The following is a 22,297-nucleotide window of genomic DNA, read 5'->3' as shown; positions in this document are numbered from 1 at the left end:
ACAGGATCGTCGCCGAACCGGACAGCACGCCGGGACGGCGACCGTGCCCGGATCGCCGCCCCGGCTATCGGGGCCCTGCAACAGGGGCCCGGACGCTATTTGCGGATCGAACTGACCTGGATTTTCTGGTCACGCGTCGCGCTGGCGATCGCCAGATCGGCCTGCGCGGCAGCGACGCGCCGGGTGTCGCGGCGGCACTCGCGCACGTCGTTCTTTCCTTCGAGGTCATAGTCGGGCGCCGTTCCGCACACCGCGACGACGGCGCGCCAGATCCGGCGGTCGAGCGCCTTGGTGCCCGCCTCGGTCCTGAGGTCGAGGTCGCCGTGCGCGACGGCGACGCTCGGGTTCGCGGGAATCGCCTGCGCCGATGCGGGCTGGGCTGCCGAAAGCGTGGCGAAGGCGGCGAGGATCATAAGCTTTTGCATCTTCTGTCTCCATCGTCCGGCTCGGGGAGGAGGGGAGGAAGCCGGTGGAATCGTCAGATAATCGATCGGCGCGAACGACAGGAGCAACGATGTTGCCGCCTCATTCTGCAAAATTGCAGAATGAGGCGGAGGCGATTATGGCGCACAAGGCGTCATGTATGATTGGAACGACCTCAAGGCCTTTCTGGCGGTGGCGGAAACGGGCAGTACCTTGTCCGCCGCGCAGGCGCTGCGCGTCAGCCAGACGACCGTGGCCCGGCGGATCGCCGCACTGGAAGCGGCGACGGGTCTCAACCTGTTCGAGCGAAGGCAGGCGGGCTATACGCTGACCCCGGTGGGCGAAGCGATGCTGGCGAGCGCGGTGGCCGTCCGCGACGCCGCCGACCGCTTCGGCGAGGCGGCGGGCGCGCGGTCGCGCGATGCAGGCGGCACGGTCAGTCTGACGACGATGGAAATCTTCGCGGTGACCATCCTGCCGCCGATCCTCCGTGACCTTCGCGCCGCGCACCCGGCGATCCATATCGATCTCGACACGTCGGACGAACCGCGTGATCTTGCGGCCGGCGCCGCCGACATCGCGATCCGCAGCAGCAAGCAGCCGACGGGCGCGGGCCTCGTCGGGCGGCGCATCGCGGACAATCCTTGGACGGTCTATTGCAGCCGCGATTATGCGGACCGGCAAGGCATTCCGCACACGCGCGACGAACTCGCCGCCCATCCCTTCATCGGCGGTGGCGGCGGGGTGTGGGAACCCTATCAGGCTTGGCTGCGCCAATATGGGCTCGAGGAGTCGGTCGTGATGCGATATGACACCGCGTCCGGTCTGCTCGCCGGCGTGCGTGCGGGCATGGGCCTCACTGTCCTGCCGGCCTTCCTGGCCGACCGCGAAGCCGATCTGATCCGCTGCATCCCGCCAAAGAGCGAAGATACCACGGGGCTGTGGCTGCTCACGCACGAACGGCTGCGCCACGTCCCCCGCGTGCGGCTGGTCCTCGACTTTCTCGCCGCCGAACTTGCGAAGCTGGGTCGGGGCTAGGCGGCCTCAGCGCAGCCGCGCGCATCCCAGCGCCGCCGCGTCGATCGCGGTTGCGGCGCCGCGCAGGCGATAGGTGTCGGCGATCGCGCGGCCATCGGGCGTGCCGCTCTCGACGCTCATGCTCGGCGCCGACCGCATCGCCGCGACGATCGCGGCGTCCATGCGGCCGTCGCTTGCCCAGCCGTGCGCGCCGTTGCCGGTCAGGATGAAGCGGCGGCTGCCGATCGTCAGGCGCAACTCGCGGTGCGGCGCCCGCGCCTTTGACAGTCGGACGTAGAATTGGCCGCGGATGCGCGAGCTGGGCCAATAGCCGACGCTGACATAGGCTTTCACTTTTGGTGTGCCTATCGTCGCAGCGGGCGCGGCGAGGGCATAGCAACGCGGCGTTCCGGGATCGCGGAAGGCGCCCCAGCCGTCGAAAATGCCGAGCGCGGCGGGAGCGGCGGCGAACGTCGCTCCGGGCGTCGCCGCCGCAATCAGGAAAAGGAGGGCCCGCCGCCGCATCGCGCCTCGTTCGCGCGATTGCTGCCGCTTTGCAAGCATGGCTTGCACGTCGCGATGCTTGCGTTAAGGAAGGTGGGCATTTTCAGGGGCCAGAATCGGGGCGCGAATCGCCTCCGATGGTCTGTCCCTAAGGGACTTCTCCCGCGAAACACAGGGATGGCAGATTTAGAATGAAAGCGACGATCGAACGCGCAGTGTTGTTGAAAAGCCTCGGCCACGTCCAGTCGGTGGTCGAGCGGCGCAACACGATCCCGATCCTTTCGAACGTCCTGATCGAAGCCGACGCGTCGGGCCAACTGAAACTGATGGCGACCGACCTCGACCTGCAGGTCGTCGAAACGATCGCGGCGAAGGTGGAAACGCCGGGTACGACGACGGTGTCGGCGCACACGCTCTTTGAAATCGCGCGCAAACTGCCCGAAGGGTCGGAGGTCAGCCTGGCCGCCGCCGAGGGCAAGATGCAGGTCAAGGCCGGCCGCTCGAACTTCAACCTGCCGACGCTGCCGCGCGACGATTTCCCCGTGATCGCCGAGGGCGACCTGCCGACCAATTTCGAGCTGCCCGTCGCCGAGCTCATCCAGATCATCGACAAGACGCGCTTTGCCATCTCGACCGAGGAAACGCGCTATTATCTGAACGGCATCTTCTTCCACGTCGCCGAGGATGCGAGCGGCCCGGTGCTGAAGGCTGCGGCCACCGACGGCCACCGCCTCGCGCGCTATACGGTCACGCGCCCCGACGGCGCCGCGTCGATGCCCGACGTCATCGTGCCCCGCAAATGCGTCGGTGAGATCCGCAAGCTGCTCGACGAGGCCGAGGGCAATGTCGAAATCAGCCTGTCGGCCAGCAAGATCCGTTTCCAGCTCGGCCATGCCGTGCTCACCTCGAAGCTGATCGACGGCACCTTCCCCGATTACAGCCGCGTCATCCCGACCGCGAACGACAAGCTGTTGAAGGTCGATCCGAAGAGCCTGTTCCAAGGCGTCGATCGCGTCTCGACGATCGCCAGCGAAAAGACCCGCGCGGTCAAGGTCGGGCTCGACAAGGACCGCATCACGCTGAGCGTCACCAGCCCCGAGAACGGGACCGCGGCCGAAGAACTGGCCGCCGCCTATGACAGCGAGGCGATGGAGATCGGTTTCAATGCCCGCTATTTGAGCGACATCCTCGGCCAGGTCGATGGCGACAATGTCGAGCTCCACCTCGCCGACGCCAACGCCCCGACGCTGATCCGCGAGAGCGAAAAGAGCCCGGCGCTCTATGTGCTGATGCCGATGCGGGTTTGATCCCGCGCCAGCAGCCCTTCATTGCGAGCGCAGCGAAGCAATCCAGAATGGCGTAAACCGCCCTGGATTGCTTCGCTGCGCTCGCAATGACGATATTTTCTTCGGACTCAACCCGCCTTCGCAACCCGCCAGATCACCCCGCCGGTATCGTCGGCGACGAGAGCGCTGCCGTCCTTTGCAACCTTGACGTCGGCCGGGCGGCCGCGGGTGGTTTCGCCGTCCTTGCCGAGGAACTGGTCGAGCAGCGTGACCGGGAGCGCGTCGGCGGGCTTGCCGTTCGCGCCGAACTTGACGAACACGACGTCATAGCCCGTCGCGGGCTCGCGGTTCCACGATCCGTGGCGCGCGATCAGCGCGCCGTTCGCCCAGCGTTCACCTAGGTCGAGGCCGTCCGTAAAGGTCATGCCGAGCGGGGCGGTGTGCGCGCCGAGGCCATATTCGGGGCGCTTCACATATTGCCGGCGATCCTCGCCCTCGGGCGCGACGCGCGGGTCGATGAAGCCGCCCCAATAATACCAGGGCCAGCCATAGAAATCGCCCTCGTCGAGGTCGGTCAGATAGTCGGGGACAAGGTCGCTGCCGAGCATGTCGCGTTCGTTGACGACGGTCCACAGCCGGTCGGAGCCGGGGTAGAAGGCGAGACCGACGGGGTTGCGGATGCCCGCGGCGAAGGTGCGCATATATTTATTCTCGGGCCGCACCTCGAGCACGCTGGCACGGCGGAACTCGCGGTTCATGCCCGCTTCGCCGATGTTCGAATCGGCGCCGACGCCGATGTAGAGCCAGCCGTTGGGCGCGGCGGCCAGGCTTTTGGTCCAGTGGCGGTTGGTTCCCTTGGCGGGCAGATCAACGACCTTCGCCGGCTTGCCGCTCATCTTCGTCTCGCCTTCGGCATAAGGAAAGGCGAGCAGCGCATCGGTGTTGGCGACATAGAGCGTGTCGCCGACGAGGGCCATGCCATAGGGCGAGTTTAGGCCGGTGATATAGGCGGTCTTCACCTCGGCCTTGCCGTCGCCATCGGCGTCGCGGAGCAGGGTGATGCGGTTCGCCGACGGACGGCGTCCCGCGCCGCCCTTGCCCATCAGATTCTTCATCACCGCGCCCTGAACGCCGCCGTCCTTGCGCGGCGGGCTCTGCGATTCGGCGACGAGTACATCGCCGTTAGGCAGCACCAGCATCGTGCGCGGATGATCGAGACCCTCGGCAAAGCGCGCGACGGTGAGCCCCTGCGCGACGCGCGGCGCCTGGCCCGCAGCCCAGCTCGTCGCCTCGGGAACGTTGATCGTCGGGAACGTCTCGGTGCGCTGCGAGGCCATCACCGGCACCCGGCCGCTGAGTTCCGCGGTCGAGAAGCGCGCCACGTCGGGCCGCGACATGATGTAGAGCGTGACGCCGCCAGCGATCAGCAGCAGCAGCAGGGCGAGGGCGGCATATTTCAGGAACTTGCGCATGCGGCCTGTCTACACGGGCGGCGCGCGGCGTCAAAGGGGTTGCGAAGGCGGGTTAAGGGTTAACCGGCGACGGCTTGCGATTAACCTTACCCGATCGTTCATCACGGTTGGGAACGGGGCGGTGAGGCGCGGCGCGTAGGAGGGGAGTCCAAGTAACGGACCAGGAAGCCGATGTTTCTGCCAGCACCCTTTCTTTCTGATCGCGCCGCGGTCGAGGATGCCCATGCGCTGATCATGATGCATGGCGAGGAAGCCGGGTTCGCGGCAGCGGCGCGCGCAGAGCAGTATCGCGCGCTCGGCAATCACGTCCATTTCGCGCGCTGGCGCCAGATCGAGCGACTGATCACCTATTTGTCGGTCGAGGATGTCCTCGACACGGTGCATTAGGGTTTACAGCCGCAGGCCCGCAGTTTCGGGCAATCCCGCCATGATGTTGAGATTCTGGACGCAGGCGCCGCTTGCGCCCTTGCCAAGATTGTCGAGCCGCGCGACGAGGCGCAACTGCCGGCCCGCAGGATCGGCGAATACGGTCAGTTCCATCCGGTCGGTCGCCTCGTCATGCTTGCCGAGCAGCAGTTCGCTCTCGTCGCCGCGCCGCACGGTCACCAATTCGGATCCGTCGAAATGCGCGGTGAGGGTGTCGAGGACCGCGTCGGCGGCCGGCGCGTCGAAGCTCAGCGGCACCTCGACGAGCATCCCGCGATAGACGGGGACGACGGCCGGCGCGAATAGCGGCGGATGCGCCAGACCCGCGCCCTTTTGCATCTCGGGCACATGCTTGTGATCGAGCGACAGGCCGTAGCTGCGGAAGCCAAGGTCGGGTTCGGCCTCGAACCGCGCGATCAGATCCTTGCCGCCGCCCGAATAGCCCGACACGGCATTGATGCTGAGCCGGGCGTCGGCGGAAACAATGCCCGTCGCGACCAGCGGCGCGACGAGCGCGAGGAAGCCGGTCGGATAGCAGCCGGGGTTGCTGACGCGCGTGGAGGCGGCGATCGCTGCGCGCTGCCCGGCGTTCAGTTCGGGAAAGCCGTAAGCCCAGCCGGCGGCGACGCGATGCGCGGTCGATGCGTCGATGACCTTCGTGCGATCGTTTCCGATCATCGCCACCGCTTCGCGCGCCGCGTCGTCGGGCAGGCAGAGGATGACGAAATCGGCCTCGTTCAGCGCTTCGCGCCGCGCAGCGGCATCCTTGCGGCGTGCCTCGTCAAGCGCGATCAGCGAAAATTCGCTCCGCCCGGCGAGGCGCTCGGCGATTTCGAGGCCCGTCGTTCCCGCCGCGCCGTCGATGAAAACCGTCTGTGTCATGATTATCGCAGTCTTTTATATCCGCTCACCGGCGGATCATGGTCCTTGGCAGCCGAGCGTGCGACGACCTCGGCCAGCGGTTCCGCCTTCACCGCCATCCATCGTCGGCTGGCATGAATGATGTTCTGCCCGTCGGCCATGATGCCGACATGGCCGGGAAAGAAGACGAGGTCGCCGCGCGCCAGCGCCGAAGGACCGACATCTTTGTCGGCGCCGAGGGCGGCAAGCTGTAAATCGCTGTCGCGCGGCAACTGGACGCCCGCTGCGCCCCAGACGAGCTGGACGAGACCCGAGCAATCGATGCCCTTCGCGGTGCGCCCGCCCCAGAGGTAGGGCGTGCCGATCATCTGCTCCGCCAGTTCGGCAGGATCGCGGTCTAGCGCGCCGACTTCGGCGAGCGCGGCCAGCGGCAGGTAGCCGTGCGAGGTTGCGAGCCATTCGCCTTCGACTTCGCCCATCACCAGCGCGCCGCGCGGCAGGACGGCGGGGCCGCCGCTCGCGGCGTCGGGTGCGCTGTGGAGCATAGCTTCGATCATTTCGACGCGGTGGGTCGGCGCGATCGGTGCGGCAAGCGCTTCGGCCGCGAGATAGCCGACATAATGGTCGGCGAGGCAATAGCCCCAAGCCCAGCCGCCGGTGAGATCGAGCAAGGCAAAGCCTTCGCCGAACAGCAATTCACTCGTCTGGTCGGCATCGACCGACGGGGACGCGCGCAGCGATGCGGCGGGGAGGACGCCGCTCCGCATCATCGGCGCAGCATAATGCGGGGCGAAATGCGTGCCGGCGATAGCGATGTCGGCAAGGTCGGGGCGGATCGCCACGACGCGCGGATCGAAGGCTTGCGAAGTTCCCGTCAGGCCGAACCGGTCGCGGCCGGCACCCACCGTGCCGGGGCGCCCCATGCGCACGCGATTTGCCGCTGAATGTTCGCCGCTGTCTACTGTCACTTGCCGTCCCGATGAAACCCGAGGTCCGCCGAGCGCGGACAATCGCGGGCCATTAGACCAGCAGGACCTCCATTATCAAGAATGTTCAGCTTTTCGCACGCCGGTCGTAGCGCGTCTGGAGCATCGCCCATGCGGCGCGCAGCCCCAGCGCCGCGCCGCCCTTCGGGCGTCCGGGCTTGGCCGAGGGACGCCATGCGAAGGTATCGAGATGCGCCCAAGCCACCCCGTCGGGGATGAAGCGTTTCAGGAACAAGGCCGCGGTGATCGACCCCGCGAAGGGCGAACTGCCCGCATTGCCAAGGTCGGCGATATCGGTTTCGAGCAGGTCGGCATAGCCATCCCACAGCGGCATCCGCCACAGGGGATCGTCGCGTTCGATCCCGCCTGCGAGCATCGCCTCGGCAAGATCGTCGTCGTTCGTGAAGAGCGGCGGCAGGTCGGGGCCGAGCGCGACGCGTGCTGCGCCCGTCAGCGTCGCGAAATCGACGATCAGCTCGGGCTTGGCTTCGCCGGCCTTCGTCAGCGCGTCCCCCAGCACGAGCCGGCCCTCGGCGTCGGTATTGCCGATCTCGACGGTCAAACCCTTGCGACTCTTGAGCACATCGCCGGGGCGGAAAGCGTCCGCCGAAATCGCGTTTTCGGCCGCCGCGACCAGACAGTGAAGCCGCACCGGCAGCCCGCTCGCCATCACCAGTTCGGCGAGCGCGAGCACATGCGCCGCGCCGCCCATATCCTTTTTCATCAGCCGCATCCCTGCCGCAGGCTTGATGTCAAGCCCGCCGCTGTCGAAGCTAATCCCCTTGCCGACCAGCGCGACGCGCGGGTGATCCTCCTTGCCCCATATGATCTCGATCAGCCGCGGCGCATGATGCTTCGCCGCCGCGCGCCCGACCGCGTGGATCATCGGATAGCCTTGTTCGAGCGCCTCGCCCTTGGTGACGCTGAGCTTGCCGCCATGCGCCTTGGCGATGCGCTCGGCTTCTTTCTCGATCGCGGCGGGACCCATGTCGGCGGCGGGCGTGTTGACGAGGTTTCGGACGAGCGCGACCGCGCGCATCTCCGCCAACATCGGCGCGATCGCGCCGACGTCGGTTGTGAGCAGGGCGCGCGGGCCTTTCGCCGGTGCGTTCGATTTATAGGTGTCGAAACGATATTGCGCGCTCATCCAGCCGAACAGCGCCTTGCCGGGTTGCTGGCCTTCGAGGCGGTAGCGGCCTTCGGGAAGGATTTGCCCCAGCTTGGCGAGGCACCAGGCCGACAGGCTCTCCACGTTCGCGACGGCGGTGACGACTGCCCATTTTTCGGGATCGTCGCCCGGCAGGATCGCATGGACGAATGCGTCGGGTTTGAAACCGACCGCAGCCAGATGGGCGCGTTCGCGCGCACTGCGGCTCTTCAGCCATTCGTCATAGCCCTTTTTGTCGACGAGATGGATCGGGCGGGCATCCTGTCCCTTGTCGGGCTGGATCAGGTCGGAATAGTCGATCATGAGAGCCGTGCTAAGCCGCCCGGGATATTTTGTCGATTCCCGGCGTTATGTCGGCATGACGATCGACACATCCTGGCGAAACGCCATCCCGATCCTGGCCGGCGCGCTGCTGCTGGCGGGCTGTTCCGAAGACCGGCCGACGAAGGCGGATAAGGTCGCCGCGGCATCGGTGCCCGGCGCGCCGCCGCAAGGCGCCGCCGATGAGGCCGCGAAGAATGCGGCGGCATCGAACGTCAGCGAAAGCGACGAACTGGTCGAATTCGCCTATGCCTATCCCGTGGAGGCGGCGCGGATTCCCGAGCTGGCGAAAGCGCTCGACGGCGACCGGGAGGCAAAACGCGAAGCGTTGATCGCGGCGGCACGGCGCGACAAGGACGCGGCCGAGAAGGATGGCTACCCTTACCGCAAACATAGCCACCGCCAGAGGTGGCAGCGCGTCACCAGCACGCCGCGCTTCCTCAGCCTGTCGGCGGAGATCGAAACCTATTCGGGCGGCGCCCACGGAATGCAGACCTTCGACACGCTGATCTGGGACCGCAACCGGCGCAAGCAGATGAAGCCGCTCGACCTTTTCCAGAGCAGCGCGGCCTTCGATGCCGTAGTCCGCGATGCCTTTTGCGCCGGGATCAAACGCGCGAAGGCGGCGAAGGGGATCGAGGAGGCGCCCGACAGCGTCTTTGCCAAATGCCCGCCGGCGTCGGCGCAGACGGTGTGGCTCGGCTCGTCGGACGGGCGGTATCTCGACCGGCTGACGGTCGCGATCGCGCCCTATGAAATCGGCGCCTATGCCGAGGGAAGTTACAAGGTGAACCTCCCGATGACCGGCGCGCTCGTCAAGGTCGTGAAGGACGAGTTCGCGCGCGATTTCCTCCCCATCAACTGAACCGAAGGAAAAGCCCATGGCGAAGCAGCCCAAGGCCGGCAAGGTCGGCGAAAACACGAAAGAAAAGAAGGGCAAGCGGAGCGCGGCGGCGAAGCTGCGCCGCGAGGTGGGGGGCGACAAGACGATAGCCAGGCCGCCATCCGACCGCGAAGCCGATCTCGACCGCGCACCGAAATGGGAGCCGCGCTATCCGGGGTCGGGCCGGCTCGACGGCAAGGTGGCGATCGTTACCGGCGGCGATAGCGGCATCGGCCGCGCAGTCTGCGCGCTGTTCGCGCGCGAGGGCGCCGACGTCGCGCTCGTCTATCTCGAAAACCGGGACGATGCGGTCGAGACTGCCGCGATCGTCGAGGCCGAAGGACGGCGCGCGATCGCGATCAAGGCCGATGTCGGCAAACCCAGGATGGGCGAGAAAATCGTCGCGCAGACGGTCGAGAAACTCGGTCGCCTCGACATCCTCGTCAACAATGCCGGCGAGCAGCATCCGGCGGCGGACATTCGCGATATCAGCGAAGATCAGCTGCAGCGAACCTTCGCAACCAACATTTTCGGCATGTTCTATCTGGTGCAGGCGGCGCTGCCGCACCTCAAAAAAGGGTCGGCGATCATCAATTGCACCAGCGTGACGATGTATCAGGGATCGAAGGGCCTGCTCGATTACAGCGCCACCAAGGGTGCGATCACCGCCTTCACCCGCTCGCTCAGCGAAAACCTGGTCGAAAAGGGGATTCGCGTGAACGGCGTCGCGCCCGGCCCGATCTGGACTCCGCTCAACCCGCGCGGCGGCGCGCCGGCGGAGAAGGTTGCGACGTTCGGCGAAGGCACCCCGATGAAGCGTCCCGGCGAACCCAATGAGGTCGCGCCCGCCTTCCTGTTCCTCGCTTGCGACGACAGCAGCTATATGTCGGGTCAGGTGCTGCATCCGAACGGCGGCACGATCGTTAATGGTTAGCGGGGCGGCAAAGGAGAAAGACCATGCCAGCCAAATCCAAAGCCCAGCAGAAAGCCGCCGGCGCGGCGCTCAGTGCCAAGCGCGGCGACACGCCCAAGTCGAAGCTCAAGGGCGCGTCGAAAGAGATGGCCGACAGCATGACCGAAAAGCAACTCGAGGATTTCGCCAAGGGCTCGACCAAGGGCAAGCCCGAGCACGCCGACTAAAGCTTACTCGGCTGCTTCGAGTTCCGCTGGAGCCGCCGCGACCTTCGCCCTCGCATTGGTGAAGGTCAGCACGCCATCGGCGATCGCCCCGGTGCGCATGTCGATCCGGTCCTGGACATAATGCTGGCTGAGCCGCCAGGGCAGGGTGGCCGTGCTCTTCGGCATGATGTGCAGCGAACGCTGGATATAGCCCGACGAGAAGTCGAAGACATTTTCTTCCTCGAGGCTCGACGGATCGGCGAGCGCCGGCGTCGCGACCGTCGTTCCCGTGTCGCGCATATGGTTGAGCACGCGGCAGACATATTCGGACACGATGTCGGCCCGCAGCGTCCAGCTCGCATTGAGATAGCCGAACACCGCCGAGAAGTTCGGAACGTTCGAGAACATGCACGCCTTGTAATAGAAATGTTCGTTCCAGTGGACGGGCGCGCCATCGACACGCACCGGGATTTTGCCAGCGACCGCAAGCTTCAGGCCGGTCGCTGTGATGATGATGTCGGCGTCGAGATGCTTGCCCGATTTGAGCTGGATGCCCGCCGCATCGAACCGCTCGATATGGTCGGTCACCACCGACGCCCTGCCTGCCTTCATCGCCTCGAAGAAATCGGCGTCGGGGACGAGGCACAGCCGCTGTTCCCAGGGGTTGTAGGGCGGGGTGAAGGCCTCGGCATCATAATGGTCGCCGAGGCTTGCCTTCAGCTTCTTGGTCAGGAACTCCTTGACCTTCTCGGGCCTCTCTCGCGCGCGGCGGAAGGCTATGTCCTGCAGCCGGACGTTCTTGAAGCGCGTGATCCTGTACGCCAGTTTTTCGGGCAGGAATTTGCGCAGGAAATTGGCGAAGCCGTCCTTCGCCGGGCGGATGAAATACCAGGTCGGCGTGCGCTGGAGCATCGTGACGTGTGCGGCTTCCTTCATCGAGGGGACGATGGTGACCGCGGTGGCGCCCGACCCGATCACGACGATCTTCTTGTCCTTGTAATCAAGATCCTTCGGCCAGAATTGCGGGTGGATGATCTGTCCCTGAAAATCCTCACGCCCCGCGAACTGCGCGTCGAAGGGCTCGTCATAATCATAATAGCCCGAACCGAGATAGAGCCAGCGCGCGGTCGTCGTCGTTGTCGCGCCCTTGCCGTCTTCCATCGTGACCGTCCAGCGCGCGGCTGAGCTGTCCCAGTCGGCGCCGACGACCTTGCGGTCGAAGCGGATGCGCTCGCGAATATGGCGCTCGTCGACGATCCGGTTGAGATAGTCGAGGATCGCCGGCCCATCGGCGATCGACTTTTCATGTTTCCACGGTTCGAAGATGAAGCCGAGCGTGTGCATGTCGCTGTCCGAACGGATGCCGGGGTAACGGAACAGGTCCCAGGTGCCGCCAAGCTGTTCGCGGCGCTCGACGAGTGTGAAGCTGCGGTCCGGGCAATTCATCTGCAGATGCACGGCCATGCCGATGCCCGAAATGCCGGCGCCGACAATCAGCACGTCCTGATCGACCGGTGCAGCCTTTGCGTCCACGGGGCGTTCCATCGTCGCCGTGCCTGCCATCGTTTCGTCTCCCATCTGTCTTTGGGAGGCAGCTTACGCACCGCGTTGCATTTTGCAATCGAATTGACAGCCGTGAAAGTAGGGGCCGAAACGGCGGCGCTCCCCTTGTCGCTGTCACATTATTGTCATAGGGGCGAAACCCGATTGTCATCATTCTGCCATCGCGCCGTACCAACCATAGGAAAGGATTGATCTAAATGCGCCAGATCGCGGTCCTACCCTATCGATTCGGCGGACCTCAGCAGGACGGTCCGACCGAAATTCTTTTGATCACATCGCGCGAGACCAGGCGCTGGGTGGTGCCGAAGGGCAATCCGCTGAACGGTATGACGCGTCACGCCGCCGCAGCGGTCGAAGCCGAGGAAGAGGCGGGGGTGATCGGCGCGGTCTGCCCGACGCCGATCGGCAGTTATGAATATAGGAAGCGCCGCGCGAACGGCGCGTCGATCATGTACAACGTCGAAGTCTTCCCTCTCGCGGTGACGAACGAACTCGACGACTGGAAGGAAATGGACGAACGCGACCGCAAATGGTTCTCGTTCAGTGACGCCGCGTCGGCGGTCGACGAGCCCGATTTGCAAGCGCTGATCCGCTCGTTCGGCGACAGCGGCTTCCGCGCCGTTGCCCAGCCGCGCGGGGTCGCCCATAATGTAGCCGACAAGACAGGGGTTAGCTGGATGTTCGCATGGTTTCAGCGTTTGCTGCCGCGACAGGGAAATTTCTTTGAATTGTTCGAAAGCCACGCCGCAACGCTCGTCGCCGGCGCCAATGCGCTGTCGCGCATGCTGCAGGGCGGCGAGGGAATGGCCGACCATGTGCAGGAAATCATCGAGCGCGAGCATGACGCTGATGCGATCACCCGCGAAGTGCTGCAGACCGTCCGCCGCACTTTCCTGACCCCGTTCGACCGCAGCGCCATTACCGACCTGATCGCCTCGATGGACGACGCGATCGACGAGATGCAGAAGACCGCGGGCGCGGTCGACCTCTATGACGTTACCGAATTCGAGCCCGAAATGCGCGATATAGCGGGCATCATCGTCGATGCCGCGCGCCTCACCGCCGAGGCGCTGCCGCTGCTCCGCAACATCGGCGCCAACGGTCCGCGCCTTCACGAACTCACCGAGCGGCTGGTGCGGATGGAAGGGCACGCCGACGAAATTCACGCCGCCGGGCTCAAGCGCCTGTTCCGCGAGCATGGCGAGGCGAATCCGACGCGCTTCCTGATCGCGCGTGAACTTTTCCGCCATCTCGAACGCGTCACCGACAGTTTCGAGGACGTCGCGAACGAAATCGACGGCCTGGTCATCGACCACGCGTAAGCGAGGGGCGTCCCGATGCACGAACTCGCTTTTCCGCTCCTCGTCGGCCTCGTCATCCTCGCGCTGGCGTTCGACTTCCTGAACGGGCTGCACGACGCCGCGAACAGCATCGCGACGGTGGTCGCGACGCGCCTGCTGAAGCCGGTTCAGGCGGTGATCTTCGCCGCCTTCTTCAACTTCGCCGCCTATTTCCTCAGCCTCGCCTTTCCGGCGCTGCACAAGGTGGCCGAGACGATCGGCGCGGGACTGATCGACAAGGATCTGGTGACGCCTGCCGTGGTGTTCGGCGCGCTGGTCGGGGCGATGTTCTGGAACGTCGTCACCTGGCTCAAGGGCATTCCCTCCTCGTCGAGCCACGCGCTCGTCGGCGGGATCGTCGGCGCGGGCGTGGCGCACGCGGGATTCGAGGGTATCCAGTGGACCGGGCTCAACAAGACCGTCATCGCTATCTTCCTGTCGCCAATGCTCGGCATGGTGCTCGCGATGCTGGTGATGCTGGTCAGCAGCTGGGCTCTACGCCGCGCTACGGCGAAATTCGCGGAGAGCACCTTCCGCACCCTCCACCTCTTTTCGTCCGCCGCCTATTCGCTGAGCCACGGGCTCAACGACGCGCAGAAGACGATGGGGATCATCGCTGTCCTCCTCTATTCGACCGGCTATCTGTCGGGCGAGTTCCATGTCCCGCACTGGGTTGCGTTCAGCTGCTATATCGCCATCGCGATCGGTACGCTCTCCGGCGGGTGGAAGATTATCGAGACGATGGGCGGGCGGATCACCAAGCTGTCGCATCATCAGGGCTTTGCCGCGTCGACCGGCGGGTCGATCATGGTGTTCACCGCCAGCCTGCTCGGCATCCCGGTATCAACGACGCATACGATCACCGGCAGCATCATCGGCGCCGGCGTCGCGCGCCGCGCGAGCGCGGTGCGCTGGGGTGTTGCGGGCAATGTCGTCGCGGCGTGGTTCATCACCATCCCGGCGAGCGCGCTCGTCGCGGCGGCCTTCTATGGGATCACGCGGCTGTTCTGACCTTTGACGGCTTTTGACAGGCGGGCCAAACCGCTTCATGTTCGTCTGCGATCAGGCGGGGAGGATGTGGTTTGAGATTCTGGGCCGTTGGTTTGCTCCTGTTCGCCTTTTTGTCGTCCGGGGTGCGGGGAACCGAGACGCCCGCAGTCGACCCGGCCAGCCTCGATAATGACGCGCTGCTGAAGCGGGCTACGGCGCTCTACGCCGCGGAAGGGACGAGCGCGTGCCGAGACATGGTCCCGGTCCTGACGGAGATCGTGCGGCGGAAATCTTTCGATCCGAGCTTTGTCTCGTTCAAGCTGCGGTTCGACCTGCAATGCGCGATCGACGAGAAGCGTTATGACGAGGCTTATGCGCTGCTGATCAAGAACGAAAAGGTAAACGGCCCGGTCGTGGCGCCGATCGCCACGGTGATGATTGCGCTGGAAGCGAAGCAATATGATGCGGCTATAGACCGCCTGATCGCCGGGACGATGAAGCCTGCCGACGCGGGCGGACTGGCTGACCCGATCAACAATTTTCGCTGGCTGGGCCGCAAGCTGGCGGAGGCCGACCGACCCGATCTGGCATTGGCCCTGAACCGCCGCTTCGTAAATGCGCCGATCTTCCGGACCCTGTCTGACCGTGACCGGGATAATGTCCGCGAGAGCGTGTTCATGCGCGAGGTAGAGGCCGGCAATATCGAGGCCGCGAGGCCGCTGCTCGACAGCATCACCGAGCCCATTTGGTATTTCCGCCTGCTCGCCGATCGCCGCTATTCCGCTTTCTGGCCCGAGCTTGAACGCAGCGCGGGGCCGAACATGGCGACCGCGTTCGAAACCAATATCGGAAGGGCGCGGGCCGACCGGCGCCGGAGTCCCGAGGATGTCGAGAAGCTGTCGGCGCTTGTCACCGCGCTCGACGAGGCCGGCCGTTATGACGAGGTGTTGGCGCTGACCGAGACTTTCGCCGATCCGGCGAAGTTCGAGACGCTGGGCGAATATCATTTCTGGGCCCTCGATTCGCGGGCCAATGCGCTGGACGGACTGGGGCGCGAAGCGGAAGCGAACGCGCTGTTCGACGCGATGGCTGCGATCCCGTTCGATGCGAACAAGAATGGTTGGCTGGTCAACTTCGTCGCGAATCGGGCCGCCCGCCTGGCGAGAATGGGCGACTGGGAGAAGGCGTTGGCGGCATCCGAGCGTGCCATCTTTGTGGCAAGCCAATATGGCAGCCCCTATGTGCGGCAGTTTCTCGCCGCGGACCGCGCCTGCGCGCTGGAGAAACTCGGTCGGGAGGCTGAATCGCTGCCGCTGCTCGCCACCGTGGAGAAAAACCGCACCGACTCGCCGTCGGCGGCGGTCGAGGCGTTGCAATGCGCCGGACGGAGCGATCGAGCCGCGGAGATTGTGATCGAGGCGCTCCGCGATCCCCAGCTGCGCACAGACATGCTGCGCAATCTGCAAGGGCAGGAGTTCACGACGCAGGCCGTGCGGACGGATGGAGAGGATAATTTCCTGCCGCTCAAGGCGCGCCCCGACGTGGCCGCGGTCTATAACGAGGTCGGACGCGACCTGCCGTCCTCGCTTGTCACGCCCGCCGGCAAACGCTGGCTGGAGCAGCAGGCGCCCGCCTCGTCGCAATCGGGCGGTTAGACGACCACCCCGAACAGGTCATGCTCGTCGGCATCCTCGATTTCGACATCGACGATATCGCCGGCCTTCAGCGTCGCAGCGACGTCGCGCAGATAGACATGGCCGTCGATCTCCGGCGCGTCAGCCTGCGAGCGGCCGGTGGCGCCGATGCTGCCGTCTTCATCCGCGTCGCCGACCTCGTCGATAATGACGGGCAGGGTGCGGCCGATCTTGGCTTCGAGCTTGGCGGCGCTGATCGCGGCGGTCTTCGCCATGATGCGCTGGTAGCGCTCTTCCTTGACCTCCTCGGGCACCGGATTGTCGAGCGCGTTCGCCTGTGCGCCCGCGACGGGTTCGAAGCGGAAGGCGCCGACGCGGTCGAGCTGGGCTTCGTCGAGCCAGTCGAGCAGATATTGGAAATCGGCTTTGGTCTCGCCGGGGAAGCCGACGACGAAGCTCGATCGGATCGAGATGTCGGGGGCGATGGCGCGCCAGCTTTTCAGCCGTTCGAGCACCTTCGCTTCGTTCGCGGGGCGCCTCATGCGCTTGAGCACGCTCGGGCTCGCATGCTGGAAGGGGATGTCGAGATAAGGCGTGAGCAGCCCCTCGGCCATCAGCGGGATCACCGCGTCGACGTGCGGGTAGGGGTAGACATAGTGGAGGCGAACCCACGGGGCCTTGCCTTCGCTGGTCTTCAATTGGCCGAGTTCGCGCGCGAGGTCGGTCATATGGGCGCGGACTTCGCGGCCCTTCCACTGGCGCGGGTCGTGGCGGATGTCGACGCCGTAAGCCGAGGTGTCCTGGCTGATGACCAGCAGCTCCTTGGTCCCTGCGGTGACGAGCTTTTCGGCCTCGCGCAGCACCGCGTCGATGCGGCGGCTGACGAGTTTGCCGCGCAGATCGGGGATGATGCAGAAGGAGCAGCTGTGGTTGCAGCCTTCGCTGATCTTGAGATAGCTGTAGTGGCGCGGCGTCAGTTTCAGCCCGCCCTCGGGGACGAGGTCGACGAACGGCCCTTGGGTCGGCGGCGCGGCGTCGTGGACCGCGTCGACGACCTGCTCGTACTGATGCGCGCCGGTGACCGCGAGCACGTTGGGAAAACGCGCGCGAATAACCTCGGCCTCGTTGCCCATGCAGCCGGTGACGATGACGCGGCCATTCTCGGCCATCGCCTCGCCGATCGCCTCGAGGCTTTCTTCCTTCGCCGAGTCGAGGAAGCCGCAGGTGTTGACGAGCACGACGTCGGCGCCCGCATAGTCGGGCGAGAGGCCGTAGCCGTCGGCGCGCAGCTTGGTCAGAATCCGTTCACTGTCGACGAGCGCCTTGGGGCAGCCGAGCGAAACCATGCCGACCTTCGGCTGGGTGGGGAGCGTTTTGACTGTCATGATTGGCGGCGCGCATAGTCGATTTTGCGGCCCTTGTCACGCGCGGAGCGCGCGGGCATGGAGCGCGCGGTTCGGTCGAAAGGATAGCGGTGATGGCAATTGGTGCGTTTGCAGCGATTTCGGCGGCGATGGCGGTCGCGGCGGGCGCGTTCGGTGCGCACGGCGCCGCGGGCCAGCAGGAGGCCGAATGGCTGCGCACCGGCGGGATCTATCAGCTCGTCCACGCGGTGGCGGCGCTGGCGATCATGGGTTTCGCTCGCGGGCCGGCGATCATGCTGCTCGGCGGTGCCGCCATCTTTTCGATTACCCTATATATGATGGCGCTCGGTGCGCCGCGCTGGCTCGGCGCGGTCACGCCGATCGGCGGCGGCTTGCTGATCATCGGCTGGCTGTGGGCGGGCTGGCTCTACTGGCGCGGCTAGCCGCCGGGAACACTCGCTTCACATTCCTCGCAGCGGACGACCTCGACGATCAGGTCGCCCTGTTCGAGCCGCTGCGATTCGGGTTCCCAAAAGCCATAGGGCTTTCCGCCGCGATAAATGCGCAGCCCGCGGCCGCCGCTTGCGAGTTGGTCGATGCTGCGGCCGATTTCCTCGGCACCTACCGCGCGTTCGCGCAGCTGGACGCGGCCGCCGATGCTCGCGAGGTCCGCCATATAGTCAGCGACATGCGCGCCCTGCGCCGATCCCGCGAGGAGCAGGCCGGTGAAGCTGACCGGATTGATGACATTGTTCGCGCCCGCCTGCCGCGCGAGCAGCTCGTTATCCTGCGCGCGGATGACGACGCTGATCGGCACATGCGGCGCGAGGTGGCGAACGGTGAGGACCATCAGGATCGAGGTGTCATCGCGCCCCGCCGAAACCAGCACAGATTGCGCGCGCGAGATATGCACGTCGATCAACGTGTCGTCGTTCGACGCGTCGCCCTGCAGCACGTTGCAGCCCATCGCTTCGGCCTCGGCGATCCGCGCCGCCGATTCGTCGATGACCACGACACACGCCGGGTCGGTGCCGCGCGCGATCAGTTCGCGGACCGCCTCGCTGCCGCTGATGCCGAAGCCGAGCACGACGATATGGTTGGTGAGCTTTGCCTGGATACGGGCCATGCGCCATTTTTCCCATGTGCGTTTGAGGACGAAATTATAGGCGGTGCCGACGAAAATGAAGAGCACCATGATGCGGATCGGGGTGACGATCACCGCCTCGATCAGGCGCGAGCGATCGGAAATCGGCGCAATGTCGCCAAAGCCCGTCGTCGTCACAGAAATCATCGTGAAATAGACGACGTCGAGGAAGCTGATGTGGCCGTCGTGATGGTCGATCAATCCCTCGCGATCGATCCAATGGACCAATACGACGATACCGATCAGGAAAAAGGCCAGCAAGAGCCGCGCGCTTACGTCGGCCCACACCGGCCATTTGCTGGCGCGGCGCAGCGGCTGAAACCGGTGTTGCAGTTTCAGTTTTGACACGGGACGCTTGCTCATCGGGGCGGCAGTTGCTTCATCGGATCGACGGGTATGCGATTTTTGTGCAACTGGAAATGCAGTTGTGGTGTCGGCACCTGCCCGGTCGTCCCGGCGCGCCCGATGACGTCGCGCTCAACCGCCGTAGGCGCCGCGCAATGCCGCCAGTGACGCATCATGCGTCAGGTCGAGCTGGAGCGGGGTGACCGAGATATAATGGTCGTCGATCGCTTCCAGATCGCTGTCGTGCCCCAGGCTATGCTCGATGCCGTGGAGGCCGAACCAGTAATAGTGATAGCCGCGCGGGTCGGTGCCCTCGACGATCGAGCCGCGGCCGTAGTCGTGGAAACCCTGGCGGGTAACGCGGATGCCCTTGACCTCGGCGGCGGGAAGCGCGGGGAAGTTGATGTTGATCAGCGTGCGCGGCGCCATGTCCATGTCGAGCAGCGGGCGCAGCACCTTCGCGCCCCAGGCTTCGGCCGCCTCGAACGGCACGCTGTCGCCCATGCCCTCGCGCGCATAGACTTGGCTGAGCGCGATCGCCGGGATGCCCGCCAGCGCGCCCTCGATCGCCGCCGAGACGGTGCCCGAGTAAGTCACATCGTCGCCCAGGTTGGCGCCGCGGTTGACGCCCGACAGGATCAGGTCCGGCTTTTCGGGCATCAGCTTGCCGATCGCCATCATCACCGAATCGGTCGGGGTGCCGCTGCACGACCAGCGCCGCCCGCCATGCTCGCGGATGCGCACGGGGCGCGACAGGGTGAGCGAATGACCGGCGCCCGATTGCTCCTCGGCGGGAGCGCAGACCCAGATGTCGTCGCTGAGCTGGCGCGCAATCGCTTCGAGCACCGCCATGCCGGGGGCGTGGTAACCGTCGTCGTTGGTGAGGAGGATGCGCATGATCTCAATCCATACCGGTCGTCATTGCGAGGAGCGCAGCGACGAAGCAATCTCCAGCGGGAAAGGTCGCGCGAGGCCGAAGGCTGGAGAGTGCTTCGCTGCGCTCGCAATGACGGATCAGGGCGTCAGGCGGGTAATTCCGCCCATGTAGGGAAGCAGTGCCTTTGGAATATCGACGCTGCCATCGGCCTGCTGGTAATTTTCGAGGATCGCGACGAGCGTGCGCCCCACGGCGAGGCCCGAACCGTTCAGCGTATGTACGAATTCATTGCCCTTTACGTCTTCGCGGCGAAAGCGCGTGTTCATGCGCCGCGCCTGGAAATCGCCGCAGTTCGAACAGCTCGAAATCTCGCGATAGCTGTCCTGTCCGGGCAACCAGACTTCGAGGTCATAGGTCTTGCGCGCCGCGAAACCCATGTCGCCGCTGCACAGCAGCATCTTGCGGTACGGCAGTTCGAGCGCCTCGAGGATCGTCTCGGCGGCGCGCGTCTTGCGTTCCAGTTCGGCGTCCGAATCCTCGGGACGGACGATCGAGACCAGCTCGACCTTCCAGAACTGGTGCTGGCGGATATAGCCGCGGGTGTCGCGCCCCGCCGACCCGGCTTCGGATCGGAAGCAGGGCGTGAGCGCGGTCATGCGGATCGGCAGCTCGGCATCGGGCAGGATTTCCTCGCGCACCGCGTTGGTCAGGCTCATTTCGGAGGTCGAGATAAGCCAGCGGCCATCGGTGGTCTGGAACAGATCCTCGCGAAACTTGGGAAGCTGCGTCGTCCCGAACGCGGCCTCGTCGCGGACCATCAGCGGCGTCGCGCATTCGGTGTAGCCCGCCTCGATCGTCTGCTTGTCGATCATGAATTGGCCGATCGCGCGTTCGAGCCGCGCCATCTGGCCCTTCAGGAAAGCGAAGCGCGCGCCCGACATCTTTGCCGCGGTCTCGAAATCGAGCCCGAGCGCGGGGGCAAAATCGGCATGTTCGCGGGGCTTGAAATCGAAGCTGCGCGGGGTGCCCCAGCGGGCGATTTCGACATTGCCCTCCTCATCCTCGCCATCGGGCACGTCGTCGGCGGGCAGGTTCGGCAGCGCGGCGAGCCTGTCCTGCAGCGCCGCGAGCTGCTCGCGCTCGGCCTCTTCCTTTGCGGGAAGCGATGTCTTGAGGTCGGCGACCTCGGACTTCAGCGCCTCGGCCTGGTCCTTGTCGCCGCTGGCCATCGCCTGGCCGATCAGCTTCGAGGCTTCGTTGCGGCGTGCGAGCGCCCCCTGAATCTCGGTCTGCAGCGCGCGCAGCGATGCGTCGGCGGCGAGGATCTCGGCGGACAGGGGTTCGAGGCCGCGCCGCGCGAGGCCGGCGTCGAAAGCTGCGGGATTTTCCCGGATCAGGCGGATATCGTGCATGGCGGGGCTATGGCGGGGCCGCCCGCGCGGCGCAAGCCTGTTGCTGGGTCACGGCCGATGGCTCGGCGTCGATGCGAATGGGCCGCGCATAAAAAGGGCCGCCCCGATGGGGCAGCCCTTAGTTCGGTGGTCCGGGTTAGCCCCCCAAACCGCCAGTGGATTTCTCAAGCCGCGTTTGCGTCGTCGTCGTTGCGGTTCGCTGCGCGGCGGCGCGCGACCAGCGCGGCTGCTGCTGCGCCGAACAATAGCATCATCGGCGGCGCAGGAACAGGGGTCGGATCGCCCGACGAGCCGCCATGGCTGCTGCTGCCGCCCGAGCTCGACGAGGAGGAGCTCGACGACGAACTGCTGCTCGACGAGGACGACGAGCTGGTGCCGCCGGTCGAACCGAAGCTGCTGCTGCCGCCGGTCGCGCCCGACGAGGTCGCGCCGCTCGACGTGCTGCTGCTCGACGAAGAGGAGGATGACGAAGAGCTGCTGCTCGATCCGCCCGAACTGGTCGAACTGCCGCCGCGCGACGAACTGCCGTGCGATGAGCTGCCGTGCGAGGAACTTCCCCATCCCGAGCTGCCATGGCCGTGCGAGCTGCCGCCTTTCGACGAGCCGCCCGATGAGGAAGAACTCGACGACGAGGAAGAGGAGGATGACGACGAACTCGACGACGAACTGCTGCTCGACGAGGAGGTGCTGACGTTACCCGACGAGGTCGATACATTGCCCGACGAGGTCGAGGTGCTGACGCTGCCGGTCGATGTGGAGACGCCGCCCGTTGAGGTCGAAGTCGACACGCCGCCGGTTGAGGTCGACACGCCGCCGGTGGACGTCGAGACGCCGCCCGTAGACGTGCTCACGCCGCCGGTAGAGGTGGAGACGCCGCCGGTCGAGGTCGAGACGCCCGAAGACGTGCTGGTGGTCGAGCTGAGGCCCCCGGTGGTGGTCGAGGTGACGACGATGCTGCCGCTGCTGCCGCCGCCCGAGCTGCCGCCGAAGAAACCTCCGAAGAAGCCGCCACCGAACCCGCCGCCAAAGCCGCCGCCGATGACCGTCACGCCGCCGCCGCTGCCGCCGCCGCCTTCCCATCCCGATTGCGGGAAGGGCGCGTAGGGGATCGGGGGCAGGGGAATGGTCTGCGTCACCACCTGCGTTTGCGGGGTTGCGGTGC

The 22,297-nt window shown here is 65.7% G+C and carries 22 protein-coding genes; 11 read left to right on the top strand and 11 right to left on the bottom strand.

What is annotated here, in order from left to right; all coding sequences use genetic code 11:
• Positions 1 to 95: 95 nt before the first annotated feature.
• A complete protein-coding gene (locus VSX79_RS12005) occupies positions 96 to 425 on the bottom strand; it encodes a UrcA family protein (protein ID WP_179495165.1) in 330 nt (109 codons plus the stop codon).
• Positions 426 to 579: 154 nt separating this feature from the next.
• On the opposite strand from VSX79_RS12005, the gene VSX79_RS12000 reads away from it, so the two are divergent.
• Positions 580 to 1,461, top strand: a complete 882-nt coding sequence (locus tag VSX79_RS12000) for a LysR family transcriptional regulator (protein ID WP_179495167.1) — start codon at positions 580 to 582, stop codon at positions 1,459 to 1,461.
• 6 nt (positions 1,462 to 1,467) lie between these two features.
• Here the strand turns inward: VSX79_RS12000 and VSX79_RS11995 are convergent, their stop codons facing one another.
• A complete protein-coding gene (locus VSX79_RS11995; protein ID WP_326913457.1) occupies positions 1,468 to 1,965 on the bottom strand; it encodes a hypothetical protein in 498 nt (165 codons plus the stop codon).
• Between the two features lie 170 nt (positions 1,966 to 2,135).
• Between VSX79_RS11995 and dnaN the strand changes: the two genes are divergently transcribed.
• Positions 2,136 to 3,251, top strand: a complete 1,116-nt coding sequence (dnaN, locus tag VSX79_RS11990; RefSeq protein ID WP_326913456.1) for a DNA polymerase III subunit beta — start codon at positions 2,136 to 2,138, stop codon at positions 3,249 to 3,251.
• 107 nt (positions 3,252 to 3,358) lie between these two features.
• Here dnaN and VSX79_RS11985 read toward each other — a convergent pair whose 3' ends face one another.
• A complete protein-coding gene (locus VSX79_RS11985) occupies positions 3,359 to 4,702 on the bottom strand; it encodes a PQQ-dependent sugar dehydrogenase (RefSeq protein WP_179495174.1) in 1,344 nt (447 codons plus the stop codon).
• 171 nt (positions 4,703 to 4,873) lie between these two features.
• Here VSX79_RS11985 and VSX79_RS11980 point away from each other — a divergent pair, with 171 nt between their 5' ends.
• Positions 4,874 to 5,089, top strand: coding sequence for a hypothetical protein (locus tag VSX79_RS11980; protein ID WP_179495176.1), 216 nt, complete (start codon positions 4,874 to 4,876; stop codon positions 5,087 to 5,089).
• Positions 5,090 to 5,092: 3 nt separating this feature from the next.
• Here VSX79_RS11980 and argC read toward each other — a convergent pair whose 3' ends face one another.
• The 3 genes from argC to VSX79_RS11965 form a co-directional block, all read right to left on the bottom strand.
• Positions 5,093 to 6,010, bottom strand: coding sequence for an N-acetyl-gamma-glutamyl-phosphate reductase (gene argC / locus VSX79_RS11975; RefSeq protein ID WP_179495178.1), 918 nt, complete (start codon positions 6,008 to 6,010; stop codon positions 5,093 to 5,095).
• A gap of 2 nt (positions 6,011 to 6,012) precedes the next feature.
• The gene (locus VSX79_RS11970; protein ID WP_326913455.1) at positions 6,013 to 6,957 is read right to left on the bottom strand and encodes a C40 family peptidase; all 945 of its coding nucleotides are present in this window, start codon (positions 6,955 to 6,957) and stop codon (positions 6,013 to 6,015) included.
• Positions 6,958 to 7,042: 85 nt separating this feature from the next.
• Entirely contained in the window at positions 7,043 to 8,446 is a 1,404-nt protein-coding gene (locus VSX79_RS11965) for a leucyl aminopeptidase family protein (protein ID WP_326913454.1), read from the bottom strand.
• A gap of 55 nt (positions 8,447 to 8,501) precedes the next feature.
• Here VSX79_RS11965 and VSX79_RS11960 point away from each other — a divergent pair, with 55 nt between their 5' ends.
• Genes VSX79_RS11960 through VSX79_RS11950 form a run of 3 tightly spaced genes read left to right on the top strand, consistent with a single transcriptional unit; the run spans position 8,502 to position 10,487 of the window.
• Positions 8,502 to 9,329 (top strand): DUF4163 domain-containing protein, encoded by an 828-nt coding sequence (locus tag VSX79_RS11960; protein WP_326913453.1) that lies wholly within the window; start codon positions 8,502 to 8,504, stop codon positions 9,327 to 9,329.
• Between the two features lie 16 nt (positions 9,330 to 9,345).
• On the top strand, positions 9,346 to 10,281 hold the full coding sequence (locus tag VSX79_RS11955; RefSeq protein WP_326913452.1) for an SDR family oxidoreductase: 936 nt from the start codon (positions 9,346 to 9,348) through the stop codon (positions 10,279 to 10,281).
• Between the two features lie 23 nt (positions 10,282 to 10,304).
• Positions 10,305 to 10,487, top strand: a complete 183-nt coding sequence (locus tag VSX79_RS11950; RefSeq protein WP_179495186.1) for a DUF3008 family protein — start codon at positions 10,305 to 10,307, stop codon at positions 10,485 to 10,487.
• Between the two features lie 3 nt (positions 10,488 to 10,490).
• On the opposite strand, the gene VSX79_RS11945 is transcribed toward VSX79_RS11950, so the two are convergent.
• A complete protein-coding gene (locus VSX79_RS11945) occupies positions 10,491 to 12,029 on the bottom strand; it encodes a flavin-containing monooxygenase (RefSeq protein ID WP_326913451.1) in 1,539 nt (512 codons plus the stop codon).
• A gap of 197 nt (positions 12,030 to 12,226) precedes the next feature.
• Between VSX79_RS11945 and VSX79_RS11940 the strand changes: the two genes are divergently transcribed.
• The 3 genes from VSX79_RS11940 (at position 12,227) to VSX79_RS11930 (ending at position 16,014) form a co-directional block, all read left to right on the top strand.
• Positions 12,227 to 13,351, top strand: coding sequence for a DUF47 family protein (locus VSX79_RS11940; protein WP_179495188.1), 1,125 nt, complete (start codon positions 12,227 to 12,229; stop codon positions 13,349 to 13,351).
• Between the two features lie 15 nt (positions 13,352 to 13,366).
• Positions 13,367 to 14,380: an inorganic phosphate transporter gene (locus VSX79_RS11935; RefSeq protein WP_179495190.1), complete on the top strand. Its 1,014-nt coding sequence runs from the start codon at positions 13,367 to 13,369 to the stop codon at positions 14,378 to 14,380.
• 71 nt (positions 14,381 to 14,451) lie between these two features.
• Positions 14,452 to 16,014 (top strand): tetratricopeptide repeat protein, encoded by a 1,563-nt coding sequence (locus VSX79_RS11930; RefSeq protein ID WP_326913450.1) that lies wholly within the window; start codon positions 14,452 to 14,454, stop codon positions 16,012 to 16,014.
• On the opposite strand, the gene rimO is transcribed toward VSX79_RS11930, so the two are convergent.
• On the bottom strand, positions 16,011 to 17,378 hold the full coding sequence (gene rimO / locus VSX79_RS11925) for a 30S ribosomal protein S12 methylthiotransferase RimO (protein ID WP_326913449.1): 1,368 nt from the start codon (positions 17,376 to 17,378) through the stop codon (positions 16,011 to 16,013). The two genes, VSX79_RS11930 and rimO, sit on opposite strands and share 4 nt — an antisense overlap.
• Before the next feature lie 92 nt (positions 17,379 to 17,470).
• Between rimO and VSX79_RS11920 the strand changes: the two genes are divergently transcribed.
• Positions 17,471 to 17,800: a DUF423 domain-containing protein gene (locus VSX79_RS11920; protein WP_179495196.1), complete on the top strand. Its 330-nt coding sequence runs from the start codon at positions 17,471 to 17,473 to the stop codon at positions 17,798 to 17,800.
• Here VSX79_RS11920 and VSX79_RS11915 read toward each other — a convergent pair.
• The 3 genes from VSX79_RS11915 to serS all read right to left on the bottom strand — a co-directional run bounded on the left by VSX79_RS11915 (position 17,797) and on the right by serS (position 21,135).
• Positions 17,797 to 18,864 carry a potassium channel family protein gene (locus VSX79_RS11915; protein WP_179495198.1) on the bottom strand — a complete coding sequence of 356 codons (1,068 nt, stop codon included), beginning with the start codon at positions 18,862 to 18,864 and terminating at the stop codon, positions 17,797 to 17,799. The genes VSX79_RS11920 and VSX79_RS11915 overlap by 4 nt on opposite strands.
• A gap of 114 nt (positions 18,865 to 18,978) precedes the next feature.
• Positions 18,979 to 19,743 carry a 5'/3'-nucleotidase SurE gene (gene surE / locus VSX79_RS11910; RefSeq protein WP_326913448.1) on the bottom strand — a complete coding sequence of 255 codons (765 nt, stop codon included), beginning with the start codon at positions 19,741 to 19,743 and terminating at the stop codon, positions 18,979 to 18,981.
• A 117-nt stretch (positions 19,744 to 19,860) separates the two neighbouring features.
• The gene (serS, locus tag VSX79_RS11905; protein WP_326913447.1) at positions 19,861 to 21,135 is read right to left on the bottom strand and encodes a serine--tRNA ligase; all 1,275 of its coding nucleotides are present in this window, start codon (positions 21,133 to 21,135) and stop codon (positions 19,861 to 19,863) included.
• Between the two features lie 189 nt (positions 21,136 to 21,324).
• Between serS and VSX79_RS11900 the strand changes: the two genes are divergently transcribed.
• On the top strand, positions 21,325 to 22,239 hold the full coding sequence (locus VSX79_RS11900; protein ID WP_326913446.1) for a hypothetical protein: 915 nt from the start codon (positions 21,325 to 21,327) through the stop codon (positions 22,237 to 22,239).
• The last annotated feature ends 58 nt before the right edge of the window (positions 22,240 to 22,297 follow it).

Source organism: Sphingopyxis chilensis (assembly GCF_035930445.1).
In the GTDB taxonomy this organism is placed as follows: Bacteria; Pseudomonadota; Alphaproteobacteria; order Sphingomonadales; family Sphingomonadaceae; genus Sphingopyxis; species Sphingopyxis chilensis.
Note: the sequence above shows the minus strand (reverse complement) of the source record. Positions and strands in the feature narration are given on the sequence as shown.